The sequence below is a fragment of the Roseateles sp. P1_C1_2 genome (genome assembly GCF_056406535.1).
The window spans coordinates 24,167-42,835 of sequence record NZ_JBFUAB010000016.1 but is presented as its reverse complement, the minus strand read 5'-3'; the positions used below and the strand labels follow the sequence as shown (position 1 = coordinate 42,835).

The window sequence follows — 18,669 nt, the reverse complement described above, 5'->3', positions numbered from 1 at the left end:
TGTCAGTAGGGCAACTGGCCCGCGTGGCGCTTCCAGTGTCGCGCCACGTCGCCCTTGCGCATGGCCTCGGCGAAGGCAGCATCCAGCCGCGGTAGCAACTCAGCCGCCGCGCTGCCCCGTGCGGCCACCACATGGAAGGCCGGCGGGGGCACGTCCGCCAACGGCGCGTGGGCCAGCCCCGGCGTGGCCAGATGGTTGACCTTGCCGAGTTCCCACTGCTCGATGACTTCGAGCTCTTCGACAAAGTAGTCGCAGCGGCCGAGCAGCAGTTTTTCGATCAGCTGCTGGTAGTTGCGCGCACCCTGGTCAAGATCGCCCGGGCTCAGCCCGTAGTGGGCATAGGTCGAGCCGTTCTTGCCGCAGCCGCGCCAGCGCTTCAGCCCGGCGCGGTCTGTAATGTTCAGCGGCTGCGCAGCGCGGAAGAAGACCTGGGGCGTGAAGGTCTTGTAGGGCTTGGAGAAGGCCAGCGTCTTGCTGCGCTCGTCGTCGTAGTAGGCGGCGAGCGCGAAGTCGATCTCGCCAGAAGCGACCGCGCGCAGGCAGCGCTTGAAGGGCAGGTCGATGAGCTGGAGTTCGACGCCGAGCCTGGCAAACAGCGGCGGCCAGAGATCGACGAGGAAGCCGCTCAGCTGCTGCGGCTGGCCCGGCGTGCGGTACAGCCAGGGCGGCCCGATGCCGGGTTCGCCGCAGGCAGTGAGAGGCCTGGCCTGGGCGTCTGCCGCGGTGGCGACCGTTGCCGCCAGGCCCAGAAGGCAGGCCAAAAAGCACATCCAAGAGCGGCGAATCATCTACCTTCGAGTCTACGCGCACTGCTGCGCGCGCAGGGCCTCGCCGAGGCCCTGGGGTCATGGACGTGTGCCGCCTATCCCAGCGGCGCGATGCCCAGCCATGCCGCATGGGCCCAGAACGCGAAGAAGGCCCACAGCGCGAAGCCGACGGCGATGGTGGCCAGCGTTCCTGCCACAGTGCCGGGTGCTGCCGCCGGCGCCGGCCGCCGCCGCGCTGCGCGGAAGACGAGGATGGACCAGACCAGGAAGCTGCCGAACAGCATCACGTCGGCCAGCGTGTTGTTGGCCAGCAGGTGGGCGAAGGCCCAGACCTTGACCGACAGCGTCATGGGGTGCTGCAGCTTGGCCTTGAAGTGGTTGCGCGGCACATAGGCCGCGGCCATCAGGATCATCGCGATCAACATCAGCGCGGCTGCAGCGTGGTTCATGCCGCGGATCGGCGCCCACAGCACGACGGGTTGCAGCCGCGCCTGCGAGAAGCCCCACAGGATCAGGCCGAAGCCGACCAGGGACACGAGGGTGTAAAGGCCCTTCCAGCCCTTCTCGCCGATGCGGGCCATCTGCGCCTCGCGCCATCGCGGCGCCAGCGCGCGGGTCAGGTGGATGCCGAGGAAGAGGGCAAGGCCGAGGGCAAGCCAGGTCATCGAAGGTCTCCAGTTCAGGTCTGTCTGTCTACTCGAAGCGCCAGCACCACCGAGCTGTTGGTGCGCAGCACGCCGTCGATCTCGCCGATCTCGTCGAGCAGGGCGTCGAGCCGGGCCGTAGTGTCGGCGCGCAGCAGCGCCATGTAGTCGAACTCACCACTGACGGAGGCGAGCTGGCGCAACTCGGGCAGTTCTGCTAGCCGCTTGACGACCTCGCGTCCGGCCTTGGGGCTGACGGTGATGCCGACGAAGGCCTGCACGCTGCGCCCCGCCTCGTCGCCGCCCAGCCGCGCCGTGTAGCCCACGATGCGGCCGCTGGCCTCCAGCCGGGCCAGGCGTGCGACGACGGTGGTGCGCGCCACGCCCAGCTTGCGCGCGAGGGTGGCCGTGCTCTCCCGCGCATTGGCCTGCAACAGCAGGATCAGGCGGCGGTCGAGGTCGTCCGTCGAGGCTATCGGGTTTACCCGCAATTCATTCATAACGACGAATCATCGCGACGAATCGTCGAAACAGCAATTGCTTTCGTCGGAGTGATGCTTTCTTTCGTCAGCGACCCTGCCTAGAGTGCGGCCCAGTTCAATCCCTCGACACGGAGCACCCCATGAAGATCGCCCTGCTCGGCGCCGGCCACATCGGCCAGACCATCGCCCGCCTGCTGCACGCCACCGGCGACTACCAGGTGACCGTGCTGGACAAGAACCCCGGCTATCTGAAGGTGCTGGCTGCCGAGGGCATCGCCACCGCCGAGGTCGACAGCGACAACCGCGCCGCGCTGGCCGCACAGTTGCGTGGCAAGGATGCCGTCGTCAACGCGCTGCCCTACCACCTGGCCATCACCGCCGCCGAACTGGCGCTGGAGTGCGGCTGCCACTACTTCGACCTGACCGAGGACGTGGCCGCCACCAAGGCCATCATGAAGATGGCCGAGGGCGCCAAGACCGCCTTCATGCCGCAGTGCGGCCTGGCGCCGGGCTTCATCGGCATCGTGGCCCACCACCTGGCCAGCGGCTTTGACTCGGTGCGCGACGTGCAGATGCGCGTCGGCGCGCTGCCGGCCTTCCCGACCAATGCGCTGAAGTACAACCTGACCTGGTCGGTCGACGGCCTCATCAACGAGTACTGCCACCCCTGCGAGGCCGTGCACGAGGGCGAGACCATCTCTGCGCTGCCGCTGGAAGGCCTGGAGCACTTCAGCCTGGACGGCACCGAGTACGAGGCCTTCAACACCTCCGGCGGCCTGGGCACGCTGTGCGAGACCTGGGCGGGCAAGGTGCGCAACCTGGACTACAAGACCGTGCGCTACCCCGGCCACCGCGACCTGATGCAGTTCCTGCTGGGCGACCTGGGCCTGAAGGGCGACCAGAACCTGCTGAAGGACATCATGCGCAAGAGCATGCCCGCCACCATGCAGGACGTCGTGCTCGTCTTCGTGACCGTGTCGGGCCAGAAGAACGGTGTGCTGCTGCAGGAAGTCTTTGCCCGCAAGATCTTCGCCACGCGTGACGGTGCCCAGCCCTTGAGCGCCATCCAGATCACGACCGCCGCCGGCATCTGCGCCGCCGTCGACCTGTTCCGCGAAGGCAAGCTGCCGCAGAAGGGCTTTGTCCGCCAGGAAGAAGTCAGCCTGCCTGACTTCCTTGCCAACCGCTTCGGCTCGGCGTATCAACAGTCCCGTCAAGTCGAGTCCATTTCCTGATCGGGACAATGCGGACCATGAAGCAACAAACCCTTTCCGTCCTCGACGCCCTCGGCGTCCATCTGCCCAGTTCGGGCGACCTGACCGTGCGCTCGCCCATCGACGGCAGCGTGCTGGCCCAAGTGCCCACCGCCAGCGCGGCCGACATGAAGGCGGCCGTCGGCCGTGCAGCCGAGGCCTTCAAGGCCTGGCGTGTCGTGCCGGCGCCCAAGCGCGGCGAGCTGATCCGCCTGTTCGGCGAAGAGCTGCGCGCCCACAAGGCGCAACTGGCCCAGCTGGTTTCCATCGAAGCCGGCAAGGTGACCAGCGAAGGCCTGGGCGAAGTCCAGGAAATGATCGACATCTGCGAATTCGCCGTCGGTCTGTCGCGCCAGCTGCACGGCCTGACCATCGCCAGCGAGCGCCCCGGCCATCGCATGATGGAACAGTGGCTGCCGCTGGGCGTCGTCGGCATCATCTCGGCCTTCAATTTCCCGGTGGCCGTGTGGGCCTGGAACTCGGCCCTGGCCCTGGTCGCCGGCGACACCTGCGTGTGGAAGCCGTCCGAAAAGACGCCGCTGACCGCGCTGGCCACGCAGGCCCTGTTCGAGCGCGCACTGAAGGCTTACCGCGCCGCGGGCAACACCGCGCCTGACGGCCTGTCCGAGCTGATCATCGGTCGTGCCGATGCCGGTGAAGCGATGGTCGACGACAACCGCGTCGCTCTCGTCTCCGCCACCGGCTCCACCCGCATGGGTCGCGCCGTCGGCCCGCGCGTCGCGGCCCGCTTCGGCCGCTCGCTGCTGGAGCTGGGTGGCAACAACGCCATCATCGTGACGCCCAGCGCCGACCTGGAACTGGCCGTGCGCGGCATCCTGTTCGGCGCCTATGGCACGGCCGGCCAGCGCTGCACGACGACGCGCCGCGTCATCGCTCACGAGAGCATCCACGACGCCCTCGTCGAGCGCCTGGACCGCGCCCGCGCCCAGCTGCCCATCGGTTCGCCGGTGGAGCAGGGCACGCTGATCGGTCCGCTGATCGACGCGCAATCCTTCGACGCGATGCAGTTCGCGCTGAGCGCGGCTCGCGAGCAGGGCGGGCAGGTCAGTGGCGGTGAACGTGCCTTGGCCGATCGCTTCCCCGAGGCCTATTACGTCGTGCCGGCCCTGGTGCGCATGCCGTCGCAGACCGAGGTGGTGTGTCACGAGACCTTCGCGCCCATCCTGTACACGCTGAAGTACAAGACGCTGGAAGAAGCCATCGAGCTGCAGAACGGCGTGCCGCAAGGCCTGTCGAGCGCGATCTTCACGACCGACATCCGCGAGGCCGAGCGCTTCATGAGCGCATCGGGCAGCGACTGCGGCATTGCCAACGTCAACATCGGCACGTCCGGTGCGGAAATTGGCGGTGCCTTCGGTGGTGAAAAGGAAACCGGTGGTGGCCGCGAGAGCGGTTCGGACGCCTGGAAGGCCTATATGCGCCGCACCACCAACACCGTGAATTACTCGAGTGAGTTGCCGCTTGCTCAGGGAGTGAAGTTCGACATCTGAGTCGACTTCGTCGGGGAGGGCTGAGAACTAGGCTATAGTCCGGCCTCCCTGAAAGCCCAGGTGGCGGAATTGGTAGACGCACTAGTTTCAGGTACTAGCGGGTAACTCCGTGGAGGTTCGAGTCCTCTCCTGGGCACCAAACGAAGAAGGCCAGCACGCAAGTGCTGGCCTTCGCCGTTTGGGGACCAGGAAGCGATGTCCAGTGGACATCGCGTGAGGACTCGAAGGGCTTGAAGCTGCGCTTCAAGCCGGGGTCGCGGAACGTGACCGAGTCCCCGCTGAATGGCCCTCGATGGGCCGTTCAGCGCGTCGGGGCGGAAAACCACCGCTGCTCAAATTCCGCAGCGGAAACCCCCTTCCCAAACCACCACCCCTGCCCCCAATCACAGCCCATCGCTTTCAAAGCGAGCATCTGCGCCTCGGTCTCCACCCCTTCGGCAACGACCTCCATCCCCAGCTCATGCGCCATCGTCACGATGGCCCGGCACAGCGCCAGCGCCTTGCCGCTGCTCTCGATGCCGGCCACGAAGCTGCGGTCGATCTTGACGGTGTCGATGTCGTGGTGCTGCAGATAGCTCAGTGACGAGTAGCCCGTGCCGAAGTCGTCCAGCGAGATGGCCAACCCCGCCTCGCGCAGCGCGCGCAGCCGTTCGGCCACGGCCTCGTCGCGTTCCAGCAGCAGGCCTTCGGTGATCTCGACGGCCAGCGCGTCGCCCGCCAGGCCCAGGTCGTGCAGATGCATGACCCAGTCCGGCTGTACGCGGTGGCTGCGCTCGCCGAGGAACTGCACCGGTGACTTGTTGACGCTGATCTGAAAGCCCTCGTGCCCCGCCGTCCGCCAGGCCAGCACCTGGGCGGCGGCCTCGCGGAAGACCCAGTCGCCGATGTCGACGATGAAGCCGCTGGTCTCGGCAATCGGGATGAACTGGGCCGGGCTGACCTCGCCCAGCTGCGGGTGAGTCCAGCGCAGCAAGGCCTCGGCCTTGCGCGGCGGCGCGGCCGGGTCCTGCAGCGACAGGATGGGCTGGTAGACCAGGCTGAACTGCGCGCGCCGCAGCGCTTCACGCAGTTCGGCGGCGAGGCGGGTGCGGCGCTGCGCGGCCTCGTGCAGGGCCGGCGTGAACATCGCCATGCGATTGCGGCCCGCACCCTTGGCTTCGTACAACGCCAGGTCGGCATGCTTGAACAGCGCCTCGATCTCGACGCCGTCGCGCGGCGCCAGGCTCACGCCGATGCTGGCCGACACATAGACCCGCTCGCCAACGACCTCGAAGGCCTCGGACAGGGCCTCCAGCAGATGATGGCCGACGCGCTCGGCCGCCGGTGCCGCCCTGTCCGTTGCGAGCAGCACCGTGAATTCATCGCCCCCCATGCGCGCGACCACGCCACCGGTGGGCATGTGCTGCTGCAGCCGCCCCGCCACCTGCACCAGCAGCGCGTCGCCGACGTCATGGCCCAGCGAGTCGTTGACTTCCTTGAAGTGATCGAGGTCGACGAACATGACGGCGAGTTCGTCGCCGCGCATCGCCCGCAGGGCCAGCGCGCGCTCGATGCGCTCGCGCAGAGAGCGGCGGTTGGGCAGGCCGGTCAGCGTGTCGACGCGCGCCTGTTGCCAGACCAGTGCCTCCTGGCGCTTGCGGTCGGTGATGTCGGTGTGCGTGCCGACCATGCGCAGCGGCTTGCCCGCCGCATCCCGCGCGATGACCATGCCGCGGCTCAGGATCCATTTCCAGCTGCCGTCCTTGGCCAGCACGCGGTGCTCGTTGCGGTACAGCGCCGTGCGGCCGGCGAAATGGTCTTCGCGGTCCTTGTCCATCTGCGCCAGGTCGTCGGGATGCGTGCGTGCATCGAAGGCCTCGGGCGTCGCGTCCACATCACCGGGCTCGAAGCCGTACAGGCGCAGATAGCGGTCGGAGAAATATTCGGTGCCCGCCTGCACATGCCAGTCCCAGACGCCGTCGCCGCTGCATTCCAGCGCCAGCTTCCAGACCTCGTCGGACTCGCGCAGCCGCGTCTCGACGGCGCGCCGCGAGTTGATGTCGGTGTGCGTGCCCAGCCACAGAGGCGAGTCCGGCAGGCGCTGGGCCTGGGCCAGCACCCAGTTCGTGCCGAGGCGGTACTCCATCTCGAAGCGGCCACTGCGCTGCGCCGCGGCCCAGCGCTCGGTGAAGGGGGCGCGGTCGTCCGCGTGCAGGCATTGGGTCAGGGGCGCCGGCAGGGCGGGGCGGTTCAGCGCTTCGGCCAGGCGGGCGTTCATCCACAGCAGGCGACCCTGGGCGTCGGCCTTCCACACCTGCTGGGGCAGAGCGTCGAGCAAAGAGGAAAAATGCACGTGGGCGGACATCGACGATGGATACGGGACTCTGCCGAGACTGTATGCCTCGCGCGATAAGCCACAATCGCGCCCGCCCGAGTCGTTCGGGCGCGTTTTTGGACGAGACCCCCCGCATGAACAAGACCGATCTGATCGAACACCTGGCCGCCAAGCACGAGCTGAGCAAGGCTGAAGCCGGCCGCGTCCTCGAGACCCTGCTGGACGCCATCGTCACCACCGTCAAAAAGGGTGGTGCGGTGTCGATCCCGGGCTTCGGCTCCTTCAAGCAGCACGCACGTGCCGCCCGCAACGGCGTGAACCCCAGCACCGGCGCCAAGATCAAGATCGCCGCCGCCAAGCTGCCCAAGTTCACCGCTGGTGCCGGCTTCAAGGCTGCCGTGGATCCCAAGGCTGCTGCCAAGAAGGCCGCTGCCAAGCCCGCCGCCAAGCCGGCCGCCAAGGCCAAGAAGAAGTAATTCTTCGTGCCCATGAGTCCGCGCGGCACCAGCCCCACCATCGTCGACGTCGCCCGCGAGGCGGGCGTCTCGATCAAGACGGTGTCGCGCGTGCTCAACCATGAACCCGGCGTGCATGAAACCACCCGGGATCAGGTGCTCAAGGTGGTGGAGGCGCTGCGCTACCGACCCAAACAGTCGGCGCGCAGCCTCGCAGGTGGACGGTCCTTCCTGATCGGCCTGCTCTATTACGACCCCAGCGCGATCTTCGTCGGCAGCGTGCAGCAAGGTGCCACGCTGCGATGCCGCGAGCTGGGATATCACCTCGTTGTCGAGTCACTTCACAACGATGCGCCCGACCTGCGCCAGCAGATCGACCGCATGGTGATGGCGCTGCGGCCCGACGGCATGATCCTGACGCCGCCGCTGTGCGACAACCCCGAGGTGCTGGCCGCGCTGCGCGAGAACGGCACGCCCTGCGTGCTGATGTCGCCCGAGCGCGACCTGCGCGGCGTCCCTTCGGTGCGCATGGACGATGTCCACGCGGCCGAGGAAATCACCAATCTGCTGCTCAGCCTGGGCCATCAGCGCATCGCCTTCATCAAGGGGCCGCCCGACCAGTCGGCCAGTGCGGCGCGCTACCAGGGCTTCGTCAATGCGCTGCGCGCGCATGGCCTGGAACCCGACCCCGAACTGCTGCAGCCCGGCGCCTTCACGTTCGAGAGCGGCCGCGAGGCCGCCCACCAGCTGCTGAGCCGCCGCCAGCGCCCGACCGCCGTGTTCGCCAGCAACGACGACATGGCCCTGGGCGTGCTTGCCGCGGCCCAGCGCCTGGGTCTGGCCGTGCCCAACGAGTTGTCGGTGGCCGGTTTCGACGATTCGCCGACGGCGGCGCTGGTCTGGCCGCCGCTGACCACGGTGCGCCAGCCGGTGGCCGAGATGGCGCGCATGGCGGTGGAAATGTTGGTCACGGGCCCGCGGGCTGGCGGTGTGGCCGCCTCCACTGATGAGGCCGACCTGCACAAGGTGCTGCCGCACGAACTCGTCGTGCGGGACTCCACGCGCGCCCGCTGAGCCGGCGCGCCTCCCGGACCTTCCGCGTTGTTCCGCCGCCTGAAGCGGCAAGCGGTATCGCTATCAGCGCGTATTGACAGCGTTGTCATCGTTCGGGCAAGATTGCCGCCTGCAGCCAGGACTGCGGCCGCGGCCGCCACGTTGTTGCCCATGAAACGAGTGGGTTGCCAGTGGCAAGCGCAGCTCGAACAACACAGGAGACACCATGAAACCCTGCCCCTGCCCAGCGGGCTCGCCCGGCCCGGCGCCCTGACCCGACCCGTTCTTCGCGGTACTGGTGCCAGTGCCGCCTTTCCCCCGTCTTCCCGCCTCATCGCCCGTCAGCCAGCCCGCCACGGCTCCGCCACCATGCCTCTTTCCAATCTCGATCGCATCGACCCTGCCGCCCTGGCCCAGTCCTTCCCGCCCGGTTTCCTCTGGGGTGTCGCCACCAGCGCGGCGCAGATCGAGGGCGCGGCCTTCGAGGACGGCAAGGCCGCGTCCATCTGGGACCATTTCTGCCGCCAACCCGGCCGCATCAAGGACGCCTCCAACATCGACGTCGCCTGCGACCACTACCACCGCTTCCGCGACGACGTCGCCTTGATGAAGGGCCTGGGCCTGGACTGCTACCGCTTCAGCTTCAGCTGGCCGCGCGTGCAGCCGCTGGGCGAGGGCGCCTGGAACGAAGCCGGCTTCGCCTTCTATGACCGCCTCATCGATGCGCTGCTGGAGGCCGGCATCCAACCCCACGGCACGCTCTACCACTGGGACCTGCCGCAGGCCCTGGACGAGAGCATCGGCGGCTGGCTGTCGCGCGGCGTCGTCGGCCGTTTCGCCGACTACGGTGCCGAAATCGCGCGCCGCTTCGGCGACCGCCTGGCCAGCATCGCGACGCACAACGAGCCCTGGTGCACGGCAACGCTGGGCTACGAGACCGCCCAGTTCGCCCCGGGTCGTACCAGCCGCGCCGAGAGTCTGCAGGTGGCCCACCACTTGATGCTGTCCCATGGTGAGGCGATCGCCGCGATGCGCGCCGTCACCAAGACCCGGCTGGGCATCGTCCTCAACCACACGCCGTCCTTCCCGGCCACGCCGAATGAGGCGGACCGCCGCGCCGCGCGCATCGACGACGGCTTGAACGTGCGCTGGTATATGGACCCGATCTTCCGCGGCGCCTACCCGGCCGATGCTTTCGAGTACGTCGGCGCCGACGCTCCGCTGGTCGAGGCCGGCGACCTGGAGCGCATCCGCCAGCCGCTGGATTTCCTCGGCATCAACTTCTACACGCGCAGCCTCTTCGGCGCCGACGGCAAGACCGTCCCGGGCCCGGGCAAGCGCGGCTTCACCGACATGGGCTGGGAGATCGTGCCCGAGGTCTTCGCCCAGCACCTGGTGCGCCTGGCCCGCGAGTACAACCCACCGCCGATGTTCATCACCGAGAACGGCATGGCCAATGCCGACCGCGTCGTCGACGATCCCACGCCTCATGTGCCCGATACCGAGCGCATCGCCTATCTGTCCGCCCATCTGCAGGCCCTGGCCACCGCCATGAGCCTGGGCGCCGATGTGCGCGGTTATTTCTACTGGAGCCTGCTGGACAACTTCGAGTGGAACTCCGGCTACGACAAGCGCTTCGGCCTCGTCCATGTCGACTATGCGAGCCAGCAGCGCCTGCTCAAGGACAGTGCCCACTGGTATCGCGACTTCATCGCCCAGCACCACAAGCACCGCTGAAGCGGAGCGGCCGGCGAAGCTTCACGCAGGCCCTCCGGTATGCATTCCTCCGCGTTTGCCCCGACTAAGCGGCGGGAAATCGGTCACGTTCAGGCGCTAAGCTCCGACTTGCGCCTTGCCCGGGATTTTTCCCAGGCAGCAGCAGGCGCGACCGGCCGATTTGACGTATAGCAGGAGACCGGTTCGAGCACTGCGGCAAGTTTGCCGGAGCTCGGGCCGAGTCGAGGGTGCCCGGCGCACGGGCTTTGAGCGAATGCAGGATAGAACCAGCGATCCACTGATCGATGTCAGCCAGTTGACGGTCGGGATGTTCATTCATCTGGATCTCGGCTGGATGTCGCATCCCTTTCCGTTGTCCAGCTTCAAGATCGCGTCCAGCGATCAGCTGCTGATCCTGCGCCGCCTTGGCCTGACCCAGGTGCGCTGGAGCCCGGCCAAGAGCGACCTGTCGCTGCAGTCGCCCGAGGGCGCCGTGGTTGCCGCAGGCGCCGATGCCGCCGACGGGTCCGAAACCTCTGTCCCAACCCAGCCCAGCCCCGAAGACCTGGCCCGTGAAGCCCATCGCCGCGCGCTGGCCGCCCAGCGCGAAGCGCTGCGCCTGTGCGAGGAGCAGTACGGCGAAGCCGCCGATGGTTTTCGCGGTGTCATGGACACGGTCCAGGCCGACCCCCATGCCGCCCGCACCCAGGCAGAGGCCCTGACCGCCGCCTTGCTCGACAAGATGCTGGTCGAGGGTGATCTGAACATGCGGCTGCTCAACGAAGCCGCCGGTGACCGCAGCACCGCCCATGCGCTGAACGTCTGCATCATTGCCCTGCTGCTCGGCCGCGCCTTCGGCCTCGGCCGCGACGAGATGATGGATCTCGGCGTCGGCTCGCTGCTGCATGACGTCGGCAAGCTCGAGGTCGCGGCGCGCCTGCGCCACCGCGACGAGAGCTTCACGGCCGCCGAAACCCAGGCCTACCAGCAGCACGTCGTCAAGGGCGTGGCCATCGCCCAGACCATGGGCCTGGCGCCTGGCCCGCTGCTGATCGTCGCCCAGCACCACGAGCATGCCGATGGCAGCGGCTTCCCGCAGCGCATCAACATGGACCGCATGAGCACCGGCGCGCGCATCGTCGCGCTGGTCAACCGCTTCGACGGCCTGTGCAACCCGCTGATCACGTCCAAGGCGATGACGCCTCACGAGGCGCTGTCACTGATGTTCGCGCAGGGCCGCAACCGTTTCGACGCGACCATGCTGAACGCTTTCATCCGCATGATGGGCGTCTACCCACCGGGCTCCACCGTGCAGTTGACCGACGACCGCTATGCGCTGGTCGTGTCCGTCAATTCCGCGCGGCCGCTGAAGCCGCGCGTCATGGTCCATGACGTCAAGGTCGCCAAGGAAGAGGCGCTCATCCTCAACCTGGAAGAGATGCCCGACCTCGGCATCCGCCGCAGCCTCAAGCCCCAGTTCCTGCCGCGGGCTTCGCTGGATTACCTCAGCCCCCGGGCACGCATCGCCTACTTCTTCGACGCCGCGAGTACGGGACCAGGGGAGTTGGCCGCGTGAACGCCGGCCGCGAGGCGAACCCGGCCTTGCCCCGCGTCCCTGAGGCGCCGCCCGTGATGAGCGCCATGTTGGAAGGCCTGCCCGAGCCGGCCTGGCTGGTGGATGGCGAAACCCTGACGGTCAGTGCCGTCAACCGCGCGGCGCTGCGCCTGCTCGGTCTCAAGCCGGAGCGCGCCCTCGGCCAGCCGCCGGCGGCCCTGTGCGGTTCGCTGGAAGACGAAGCCTTCTGGCAGGGCGCCGCCCGCGATCCCTTTGCCCGCATCCGCTCCGACACGGTACTGACGCACAGCGACGGCCAGCCGCGCTGGGTCAGCCGCAGCATCAGCCCGGTCCACGCGCCGCAAGGCGGCCGCTACTGGCTGGTGCTGCTGCACGACCAGACGCGCCGCCGCCGCGCCGAAGCCGAACGCGAGACGCTGCTGGCCGAGCTGCGTGCCACGCTGGAATCCACCGCCGACGGCATCCTGGTCGTCGACCTGGGCGGTCGCGTGCGCAGCTTCAACCGCCGCTTCGCCAAGCTCTGGGGCCTGCCGGGCGGCCTGCTGCACGAACCCGGCGACGCCGGCCTGTGGCTGAGCCTGCAGCGCGTGATGCGCGACGGCGAGCAATACCGGCTGCGCATCGAAGCCCTGCTGGACGCGCCGCTGATGCGCTCCAGCGACATGCTGCGCCTGGGCGACGGCCGCGTGCTGGAGCAGGTGTCGCTGCCGCAGATGAGCCGCGGCGAGCCCATCGGGCGGGTCTTCTCATTCCGCGACCTCAGCGAGAAGCTGGCCGCCCACCAGCGCATCGAGGAACTCGGCCGCTCCGACGCGCTGACCGGTGCGCCCAACCGCCGCGCGCTCGCCGACCGCATCGTGCAGCAGATGGCGGCCGTCGAGACCGGCGAGCCGGCGCCTGCCTTCGCGTTGCTGCACCTGGACCTGGATCGTTTCAAGCAGATCAACGACACCCTGGGCCACAGCTATGGCGACCGCGTGCTGCGCGACGTCGTCGAGCGCCTGCGCGGCGCGGTGGGTGCCAATGACACCCTGGCCCGCCTCGGTGGCGACGAATTCGCGCTGCTCATCGACGGCGCCAACATGTTGGAGGCCGAGGCTGCCGCCCGCCACGTGCAGCAACTGCTGGCCCAGCCCTTCAGTTTCGACACGCTGAGCTTCACCGTCACCGCCAGCTGCGGCATCGCGCTCTATCCCAGCGATGGCAGCTCGCCCGACGAATTGATGGCCAGCGCCGAGCGCGCCATGCACTGGGTCAAGGAGAGTGGCCGCGCGGGTTTCCGTTTCCATGTGCCGCGCAAGGAAGTCGACCTGCTGTCGCGCATGCGCCTGGACCATGACATGCGCCAGGCCCTGGCCGAAGGGCGCTTTCGTCTGCACTACCAGCCGCAGGTCGAACTGGGCAGCGACCGCGTCATCGGCGCCGAGGCGCTGATCCGCTGGCGCGACCCGCAGCGCGGCGACATCTCGCCCGCCGAATTCATCCCGCTGGCCGAGGAGAGCGGCTTCGTCGTCGCCATCGGCGAATGGGTGCTGCGCGAGGCGGTCGGCCAGGCCGCCCATTGGCTGGGCCGCGGCCTGCGCATGCCGGTCGCCGTCAACGTGTCGGCGCTGCAGTTCCAGCAGGCCCATTTCGTCGAGACCGTGGCCGAGGCCCTGCGCGAAGCCATGCTGCCGGCCAGCCTGCTCGAGCTGGAACTCACCGAGGGCGTGCTGCTGGGGGATGCCGAGGAGGCCCTGAAGCGCATGCGCTCGCTGGCGGCGCTGGGCGTGACGCTGTCCATCGACGACTTCGGCACCGGTTATTCGTCGCTGGGCTATCTGAAGCGCTTCCCCATCCAGCGCCTGAAGATCGACCGCAGCTTCGTGCAGGGCCTGCCCAACGATGCCAGCGACGTCGGCATCGCCAACGCCATCGTGCAGATGGGCCGGGCCCTGGGCCTGCAGGTCATCGCCGAAGGCGTCGAAACCGAGGCCCAGCGCGACTTCCTGGCCCAGGCGGGCTGCCACGAATTCCAGGGCTATCTGTTCGCCAGGCCACTGCCGCCGGATGAATTCGAGCGCCGCGTGCGCCCGCGCCGCCACGTCGTCGACACGCCGGTGTCCGGCTGGCTAGGGCTCGCCAGCGGCTGAGGCGGTACCCCTCGCCCAGTCCCGCCCTGCTGAACGCGGGCGTGCCTGGTCGGTCTTGCAGACCGCGCAGCGGCAGTGCCGCTGCTCCTCGGCAGGCACGTCGCGCCCATTGGGCGCAACGTGTCCGGCCTCAGCCCCGAGGGGACGGCGATGCTTGCGGCATCGAGCCGCAAGCACATCGCCTGACGGACCGGCTAGGGAGCGGCCCGGCGCTCGGCCCGCATACGTACACGCGCACAATGCCACCATGCTCTACCGCTTCAAATCCAAGGCCGGCGCCGACGTCATCATGATGGCCGACTCGGCCGATGCCGTGCTGCGCCTGATGGGGCGTGAACCCGCCCCGCAAGGCATCCTCGAGCAGGCGGCGCTGCCGGGCCTGATCCAGGCGCTGGAAGCCGGCGTGGCGTCCGACGAGGCGCAGTTCCAGCGCGGCGTCGACGAGGCCAAGGCCGCCGGCGAGGCCGTGCCGCGCCGCCAGGGGGTGTCGCTGCGCCAGCGCGCCTGGCCGCTGCACGAACTGATGCAGCGCAGCCTGAAAGAGGGCGCCGACGTCGTCTGGGGCGTCTAGTGCTCGAACAAGTCACCCGACTCGTCCTGGTCCGCCACGGCGAGACCGCCTGGAACCGCGCCACGCGCATCCAGGGGCATACCGACATCCCCCTGAGCCCGCTGGGCCTGGTCCAGGCCCAGCGCCTGGCCGAAGCCCTGGCCGACGAGCCGCTGGCCGCCATCTATTCCAGTGACCTCAGCCGTGCCCGCCAGACCGCCGAGGCCGTGGCCGCTGCCCAGGGCCTGGCGATCAGCTTCGACGCCGCCCTGCGCGAACGCGCCTTCGGCCGCTTCGAGGGCCTGAGCTGGGAAGAGATTGATCGGGGTTATCCCGAGGATGCCGCCCGTTGGCGCAGGCGCGAACCCGATTTCGCGGTGGGCGGCGGCGAGAGCCTGACTGTATTCAGTGCGCGCTGTCTCGCGGCCGCCCGGCGCGCCGCCGTCGCCCATCCCGGGCAGAGCATTGCGCTGGTCGCCCACGGTGGCGTGCTGGACTGCCTCTACCGAGCCGCTACCCAGGTGGCGCTGGACGCGCCGCGCAGCTGGCAACTGGGCAATGCCACCATCAACCGGCTGCTGGCGACGCCGGAGGGCTTCACGCTGGTCGGCTGGAACGACGACCGCCACCTGGCCGGGCTGAGTGCCGACGACATCGCCGCCTGAGGACAGTTGCGGCGCTTTTCAAGCTCCCTAGGCCCACTGTTGCATCCACGCGTCGCCGGCATCGGGCGTAGCAAAAGCCGCTCCTATACTGGCCGCCACTGTCCTTCTAGGCAGGGCTCCAGGCCCCGCCCAACCTTTCTGCAAAGGCAAACGATGAAGAAGATTGCACTCGTCGCCGCTCTGGCCGCTACCGCCGCCGCTCCGGCTTTCGCTCAAAGCGTCACCCTGTGGGGCCGCCTGAATACCACGGTCGAAAGCCAGAAGTTCGGCTCGCAAGACCGCAAGATCGTTGTGCAAAACAACTCTTCGCGCCTTGGCTTCAAGGGCAGCGAAGACCTCGGTGGTGGCCTGAAGGCTTCCTTCTCGCTGGAACACGGTGTGAACAGCGACACCGGCGTCGCCACCGGCGGCACGACCTTCTGGAACCGCGCTTCGTGGGTCCAGCTGGAAGGCAGCTTCGGCGGCATCCGCCTCGGCAAGTGGTTCCCGGGCTCGTATTTCGCGACCGCCGACTACGTCAGCAACCACAACCACGACACGGGCACCTCGTCCGACGCGCTGTACGCGACCCAGTTCTATACGAACAACAAGGTCTCCTACTTCACGCCGAGCGTTGCCGGCTTCTCCGCCGAACTGTCGGTGGCCGCTGGTGAGAACACCACGACCCGCGCCGAAGACATCGCCGTCAACTACGACATGGGCCCCTTCCACGCCGGCCTCGGCTACGAGAAGAAGGGTGACTTCACCCAGCTCGCCGTCCGCGGTCTGTACGAGTTTGGCCCCGTGATCATCGGCGGCTATGTCCAGCGTGCCGAGAACACCTTCGGTGCCGCAGGCAAGAAGGACTGGAACACGTGGCGCCTGTCCGGCATGTACGTGATGGGTCAGTCCGAGTTCCACCTGAACTTCGGCAAGGCCGACAAGATCATTGCCGACGACGGCGCCAAGCAGCTGACGGTTGGCTACAACTACAACCTGAGCAAGCGCACCAAGGTCTACGGCTTCTGGACCAAGGTCGACAACCAGACCAAGGGCAACTACTTCACCGGCGTCGCTGGTCAGGACTTCAGCTCGCTGGCCGCTGGCGTCCGCCACAACTTCTGATCCTTCGGGACCGGAACGAAGAAAGCGCCCTTCGGGGCGCTTTTTTTATGGGCGCCTTGCGGCGGCGCCTTTCATTCACCGAACAGATCGGTTGCGGCCTTGCCGCCGGGTGGCGCCAGGCCCAGGTGGCGGTAGGCGGCCAAGGTCGCGATGCGGCCGCGGGGCGTGCGTTGCACGAAACCCTGCTGGATCAGATAGGGCTCGATGACGTCCTCGATGGTGCCGGCTTCCTCGCCGATGGCGGCCGCCACGTTCTCCAGGCCGACGGGCCCACCGTCGAAGCGATGCACGATGGCCTCCAGCAGCTTGCGGTCCATCAGGTCGAAGCCCTGCGGGTCGACATCGAGCATGGCGAGCGCCTTGTCGGCGATGCCGGCGACGATGCGTCCATCGGCTTTCACCTCGGCGTAGTCGCGCACGCGGCGCAGCAGGCGGTTGGCGATGCGCGGCGTGCCGCGCGAGCGGCGCGCGATCTCCAGCGCGCCGTCGGCGTCGATGGGTGCACCCAGCAGGCCGGCCGAGCGCGTCACGATGCGTTGCAGTTCCGCCGGCGTGTAGAACTCGAGCCGCGCGACGATGCCGAAGCGATCGCGCAGCGGATTGGTCAGCATGCCGGCCCGCGTCGTCGCGCCGACCAGCGTGAAGGGCTGCAGGTCCAGCTTGATGGAGCGCGCCGCCGGGCCTTCGCCGATCATGATGTCGATCTGGTAGTCCTCCAGCGCCGGATAGAGGATTTCCTCGACGACGGGGCTGAGCCGGTGGATCTCGTCGATGAAGAGGACGTCGTTCTTCTCGAGGTTGGTCAGGATGGCGGCCAGGTCCTTGGGCTTCTCGAGGACCGGGCCCGAGGTCTGGCGCAGGTTGACGCCCAGCTCGGCCGCGATGATGTGGGACAGCGTCGTCTTGCCCAGGCCCGGCGGGCCGAACAGCAGCACGTGGTCCAGCGCCTCGCGGCGCTTGCGGGCCGCGCCGATGAAGATCTCCAGCTGCTCGCGCGCCTTGACCTGGCCGACGTACTCATCGAGATGCTTGGGCCGCAGGGCGCGCTCCATCGCCTCCTCGCGGCTGGACTCGGGCGCGGCGCTGACGATGCGGGGCGCGGGCGCGAAGTCGTCCGTTTGAATGGTCATGAGAGTTTCTTCAGCGCGAGCTTGATGCCGTCGCTGACGCCGACGTCAGGCGGCAGCACCTTCAGCGACGCAGCCGCATCCTTTTCGCTGTAGCCCAGCGCGACCAGGGCCTGCAGGATGTCGGCCTGCGCGTCGTTCGTGACGGCGGCGGGCAGCGCGAGGTCGGCGCCGAGCTTGCCCTTCAGCTCCAGCAGCAACCGCTCGGCCGTCTTCTTGCCAATGCCCGGCACCTTGGTGAGGCGCCCGGCGTCCTGGCGCGAGACCGCTCCCGCGAGTTCTGCCACCGACAAGCCCGACAGCAGCCCCAGCGCCATCTTGGGCCCGACACCGCTGATCTTGATGAGCTGGCGGAAGGTGGCGCGCTCCTCGTGCGTGAGGAAGCCGAACAGCTGGTGCGCGTCCTCGCGCACGGTCAGGTGAGTCAGCAGCACGGCTCGCTCGCCCAGGCTGCCGAGGTTGAAGAAGGTGCTCATCGGCACATCCACCTCGTAGCCGACACCCGCCACGTCGATGACGACCTGCGGGGGCGATTTCTCGGCGATGACGCCGCTGAGTCTTCCAATCATGGCCCGATTATCCGGGCCGACGCTGAGTCAGTTGAGGACGGAGCTGCGCGCTGTGCACGCAGGTCCATCCCAAGCCATTAGTTTCGACCGAACAACCCGAGGCGCTGCGCTTCCAATGCCGCCTCGGCACGCGAGCTCACATTGAGCTTGCGATAGATCTGCTTCACGTAGTCGGCGATGGTGTGGCGGGAGAGGCCGAGCTGCACGCCAATCTCCGGCAGCGTGTAGCCCTTGGCCACGCGCAGCAGCACTTCGGTTTCGCGGTCGGTCAGCGACACCTCGTGCAGCAGGGCCTGCGAACTCGGCTTGGCCTGGGCGGCGAAGTAGGCGATGACCTTGCGAGCAATGGATGGCGACAGCGGCGGCTCGCCCTGGCTCATGCGTTGCAACTGCTCGACCAGCAGCTCGCGCGACTGCTCCTTCAACAGATATCCGAAGGCGCCGGCCTGCAGGGCCGGGAAGAGATGCTCGTCGTCGTCGTGGATGGTCACGATGACGGACTGCACCTCGGGTTGCTTTTCACGCAGCGCGGCGATGACCTCGACGCCGGAGCCGTCGGGCAGGCCGAGGTCGAGCAGGGCGAGCGTGAAGCGCTGGCCGCTGACCAGGGCCAGGGCGTCCTGGACGCGGGAGCACTCGGTGATCTGGGCGTTGGCGAACACCTGCTTGACCAGGGCCTTGAGCCAGGCGCGGATCTCCGGGATGTCTTCGAGCAGCAGGATGTGGTTCATGGCGTAGCCTCGGAAATCTA

17 protein-coding genes and 1 tRNA gene are annotated in these 18,669 nt (G+C 68.1%); 11 read left to right on the top strand and 7 right to left on the bottom strand.

Annotation, left to right across the window (positions count from 1 at the left end; genetic code table 11):
* Nucleotides 1-2: 2 nt before the first annotated feature.
* The 3 genes from AC1D2H_RS16865 to AC1D2H_RS16855 all read right to left on the bottom strand — a co-directional run bounded on the left by AC1D2H_RS16865 (nucleotide 3) and on the right by AC1D2H_RS16855 (nucleotide 1,911).
* A complete protein-coding gene (locus AC1D2H_RS16865; RefSeq protein ID WP_478011766.1) occupies nucleotides 3-761 on the bottom strand; it encodes a substrate-binding periplasmic protein in 759 nt (252 codons plus the stop codon).
* 101 nt (nucleotides 762-862) lie between these two features.
* Complete coding sequence (locus AC1D2H_RS16860; RefSeq protein ID WP_478011765.1) at nucleotides 863-1,432, bottom strand: NnrU family protein; 570 nt, start codon at nucleotides 1,430-1,432, stop codon at nucleotides 863-865.
* 14 nt (nucleotides 1,433-1,446) lie between these two features.
* Nucleotides 1,447-1,911: an Lrp/AsnC family transcriptional regulator gene (locus tag AC1D2H_RS16855; protein WP_478011764.1), complete on the bottom strand. Its 465-nt coding sequence runs from the start codon at nucleotides 1,909-1,911 to the stop codon at nucleotides 1,447-1,449.
* A gap of 122 nt (nucleotides 1,912-2,033) precedes the next feature.
* Here AC1D2H_RS16855 and AC1D2H_RS16850 point away from each other — a divergent pair, with 122 nt between their 5' ends.
* The 3 genes from AC1D2H_RS16850 (at nucleotide 2,034) to AC1D2H_RS16840 (ending at nucleotide 4,796) form a co-directional block, all read left to right on the top strand.
* On the top strand, nucleotides 2,034-3,128 hold the full coding sequence (locus tag AC1D2H_RS16850; protein ID WP_477932392.1) for a saccharopine dehydrogenase family protein: 1,095 nt from the start codon (nucleotides 2,034-2,036) through the stop codon (nucleotides 3,126-3,128).
* 8 nt (nucleotides 3,129-3,136) lie between these two features.
* Nucleotides 3,137-4,657, top strand: coding sequence for an L-piperidine-6-carboxylate dehydrogenase (gene amaB / locus AC1D2H_RS16845; RefSeq protein WP_478011763.1), 1,521 nt, complete (start codon nucleotides 3,137-3,139; stop codon nucleotides 4,655-4,657).
* Between the two features lie 54 nt (nucleotides 4,658-4,711).
* Nucleotides 4,712-4,796, top strand: a tRNA-Leu gene (locus tag AC1D2H_RS16840).
* Nucleotides 4,797-4,958: 162 nt separating this feature from the next.
* On the opposite strand, the gene AC1D2H_RS16835 is transcribed toward AC1D2H_RS16840, so the two are convergent.
* Nucleotides 4,959-6,974, bottom strand: coding sequence for a putative bifunctional diguanylate cyclase/phosphodiesterase (locus AC1D2H_RS16835; protein ID WP_478011762.1), 2,016 nt, complete (start codon nucleotides 6,972-6,974; stop codon nucleotides 4,959-4,961).
* Between the two features lie 131 nt (nucleotides 6,975-7,105).
* Between AC1D2H_RS16835 and AC1D2H_RS16830 the strand changes: the two genes are divergently transcribed.
* The 8 genes from AC1D2H_RS16830 to AC1D2H_RS16795 all read left to right on the top strand — a co-directional run bounded on the left by AC1D2H_RS16830 (nucleotide 7,106) and on the right by AC1D2H_RS16795 (nucleotide 16,222).
* Nucleotides 7,106-7,447, top strand: coding sequence for an HU family DNA-binding protein (locus tag AC1D2H_RS16830; RefSeq protein ID WP_056194383.1), 342 nt, complete (start codon nucleotides 7,106-7,108; stop codon nucleotides 7,445-7,447).
* A gap of 12 nt (nucleotides 7,448-7,459) precedes the next feature.
* Nucleotides 7,460-8,500, top strand: coding sequence for a LacI family DNA-binding transcriptional regulator (locus tag AC1D2H_RS16825; RefSeq protein WP_478011761.1), 1,041 nt, complete (start codon nucleotides 7,460-7,462; stop codon nucleotides 8,498-8,500).
* A 348-nt stretch (nucleotides 8,501-8,848) separates the two neighbouring features.
* A complete protein-coding gene (locus AC1D2H_RS16820) occupies nucleotides 8,849-10,216 on the top strand; it encodes a GH1 family beta-glucosidase (RefSeq protein WP_478011760.1) in 1,368 nt (455 codons plus the stop codon).
* Nucleotides 10,217-10,469: 253 nt separating this feature from the next.
* Complete coding sequence (locus AC1D2H_RS16815) at nucleotides 10,470-11,771, top strand: HD-GYP domain-containing protein (protein ID WP_478011759.1); 1,302 nt, start codon at nucleotides 10,470-10,472, stop codon at nucleotides 11,769-11,771.
* A 56-nt stretch (nucleotides 11,772-11,827) separates the two neighbouring features.
* Nucleotides 11,828-13,903, top strand: a complete 2,076-nt coding sequence (locus tag AC1D2H_RS16810; protein WP_478011758.1) for a putative bifunctional diguanylate cyclase/phosphodiesterase — start codon at nucleotides 11,828-11,830, stop codon at nucleotides 13,901-13,903.
* Between the two features lie 247 nt (nucleotides 13,904-14,150).
* Entirely contained in the window at nucleotides 14,151-14,474 is a 324-nt protein-coding gene (locus tag AC1D2H_RS16805) for a DUF1840 domain-containing protein (RefSeq protein ID WP_478011757.1), read from the top strand.
* Nucleotides 14,474-15,118 (top strand): histidine phosphatase family protein, encoded by a 645-nt coding sequence (locus AC1D2H_RS16800; protein WP_478011756.1) that lies wholly within the window; start codon nucleotides 14,474-14,476, stop codon nucleotides 15,116-15,118. The genes AC1D2H_RS16805 and AC1D2H_RS16800 overlap by 1 nt, the downstream gene beginning before the upstream one ends.
* 153 nt (nucleotides 15,119-15,271) lie before the next feature.
* Nucleotides 15,272-16,222, top strand: a complete 951-nt coding sequence (locus AC1D2H_RS16795) for a porin (protein ID WP_477937167.1) — start codon at nucleotides 15,272-15,274, stop codon at nucleotides 16,220-16,222.
* Between the two features lie 71 nt (nucleotides 16,223-16,293).
* Here AC1D2H_RS16795 and ruvB read toward each other — a convergent pair whose 3' ends face one another.
* From ruvB to AC1D2H_RS16780, 3 genes are all read right to left on the bottom strand, one after another.
* Complete coding sequence (gene ruvB, locus AC1D2H_RS16790; protein ID WP_478011755.1) at nucleotides 16,294-17,352, bottom strand: Holliday junction branch migration DNA helicase RuvB; 1,059 nt, start codon at nucleotides 17,350-17,352, stop codon at nucleotides 16,294-16,296.
* Nucleotides 17,349-17,918 carry a Holliday junction branch migration protein RuvA gene (gene ruvA / locus AC1D2H_RS16785; protein WP_477937163.1) on the bottom strand — a complete coding sequence of 190 codons (570 nt, stop codon included), beginning with the start codon at nucleotides 17,916-17,918 and terminating at the stop codon, nucleotides 17,349-17,351. Before ruvA ends, ruvB begins: the two co-directional genes overlap by 4 nt.
* Nucleotides 17,919-17,995: 77 nt before the next feature.
* Complete coding sequence (locus AC1D2H_RS16780; protein ID WP_477937161.1) at nucleotides 17,996-18,649, bottom strand: response regulator; 654 nt, start codon at nucleotides 18,647-18,649, stop codon at nucleotides 17,996-17,998.
* Nucleotides 18,650-18,669 lie beyond the last annotated feature (20 nt).

Coding starts and splice junctions, on each gene's coding strand:
- AC1D2H_RS16860 (WP_478011765.1), bottom strand. CDS start 1,432: ATGACCTGGCTTGCCCTCGGCCTTGCCCTCTTCCTCGGCATCCACCTG.
- AC1D2H_RS16855 (WP_478011764.1), bottom strand. CDS start 1,911: ATGAATGAATTGCGGGTAAACCCGATAGCCTCGACGGACGACCTCGAC.
- AC1D2H_RS16850 (WP_477932392.1), top strand. CDS start 2,034: ATGAAGATCGCCCTGCTCGGCGCCGGCCACATCGGCCAGACCATCGCC.
- amaB (WP_478011763.1), top strand. CDS start 3,137: ATGCGGACCATGAAGCAACAAACCCTTTCCGTCCTCGACGCCCTCGGC.
- AC1D2H_RS16830 (WP_056194383.1), top strand. CDS start 7,106: ATGAACAAGACCGATCTGATCGAACACCTGGCCGCCAAGCACGAGCTG.
- AC1D2H_RS16825 (WP_478011761.1), top strand. CDS start 7,460: ATGAGTCCGCGCGGCACCAGCCCCACCATCGTCGACGTCGCCCGCGAG.
- AC1D2H_RS16820 (WP_478011760.1), top strand. CDS start 8,849: ATGCCTCTTTCCAATCTCGATCGCATCGACCCTGCCGCCCTGGCCCAG.
- AC1D2H_RS16815 (WP_478011759.1), top strand. CDS start 10,470: ATGCAGGATAGAACCAGCGATCCACTGATCGATGTCAGCCAGTTGACG.
- AC1D2H_RS16810 (WP_478011758.1), top strand. CDS start 11,828: ATGAGCGCCATGTTGGAAGGCCTGCCCGAGCCGGCCTGGCTGGTGGAT.
- AC1D2H_RS16805 (WP_478011757.1), top strand. CDS start 14,151: ATGCTCTACCGCTTCAAATCCAAGGCCGGCGCCGACGTCATCATGATG.
- AC1D2H_RS16795 (WP_477937167.1), top strand. CDS start 15,272: ATGAAGAAGATTGCACTCGTCGCCGCTCTGGCCGCTACCGCCGCCGCT.
- ruvB (WP_478011755.1), bottom strand. CDS start 17,352: ATGACCATTCAAACGGACGACTTCGCGCCCGCGCCCCGCATCGTCAGC.
- ruvA (WP_477937163.1), bottom strand. CDS start 17,918: ATGATTGGAAGACTCAGCGGCGTCATCGCCGAGAAATCGCCCCCGCAG.
- AC1D2H_RS16780 (WP_477937161.1), bottom strand. CDS start 18,649: ATGAACCACATCCTGCTGCTCGAAGACATCCCGGAGATCCGCGCCTGG.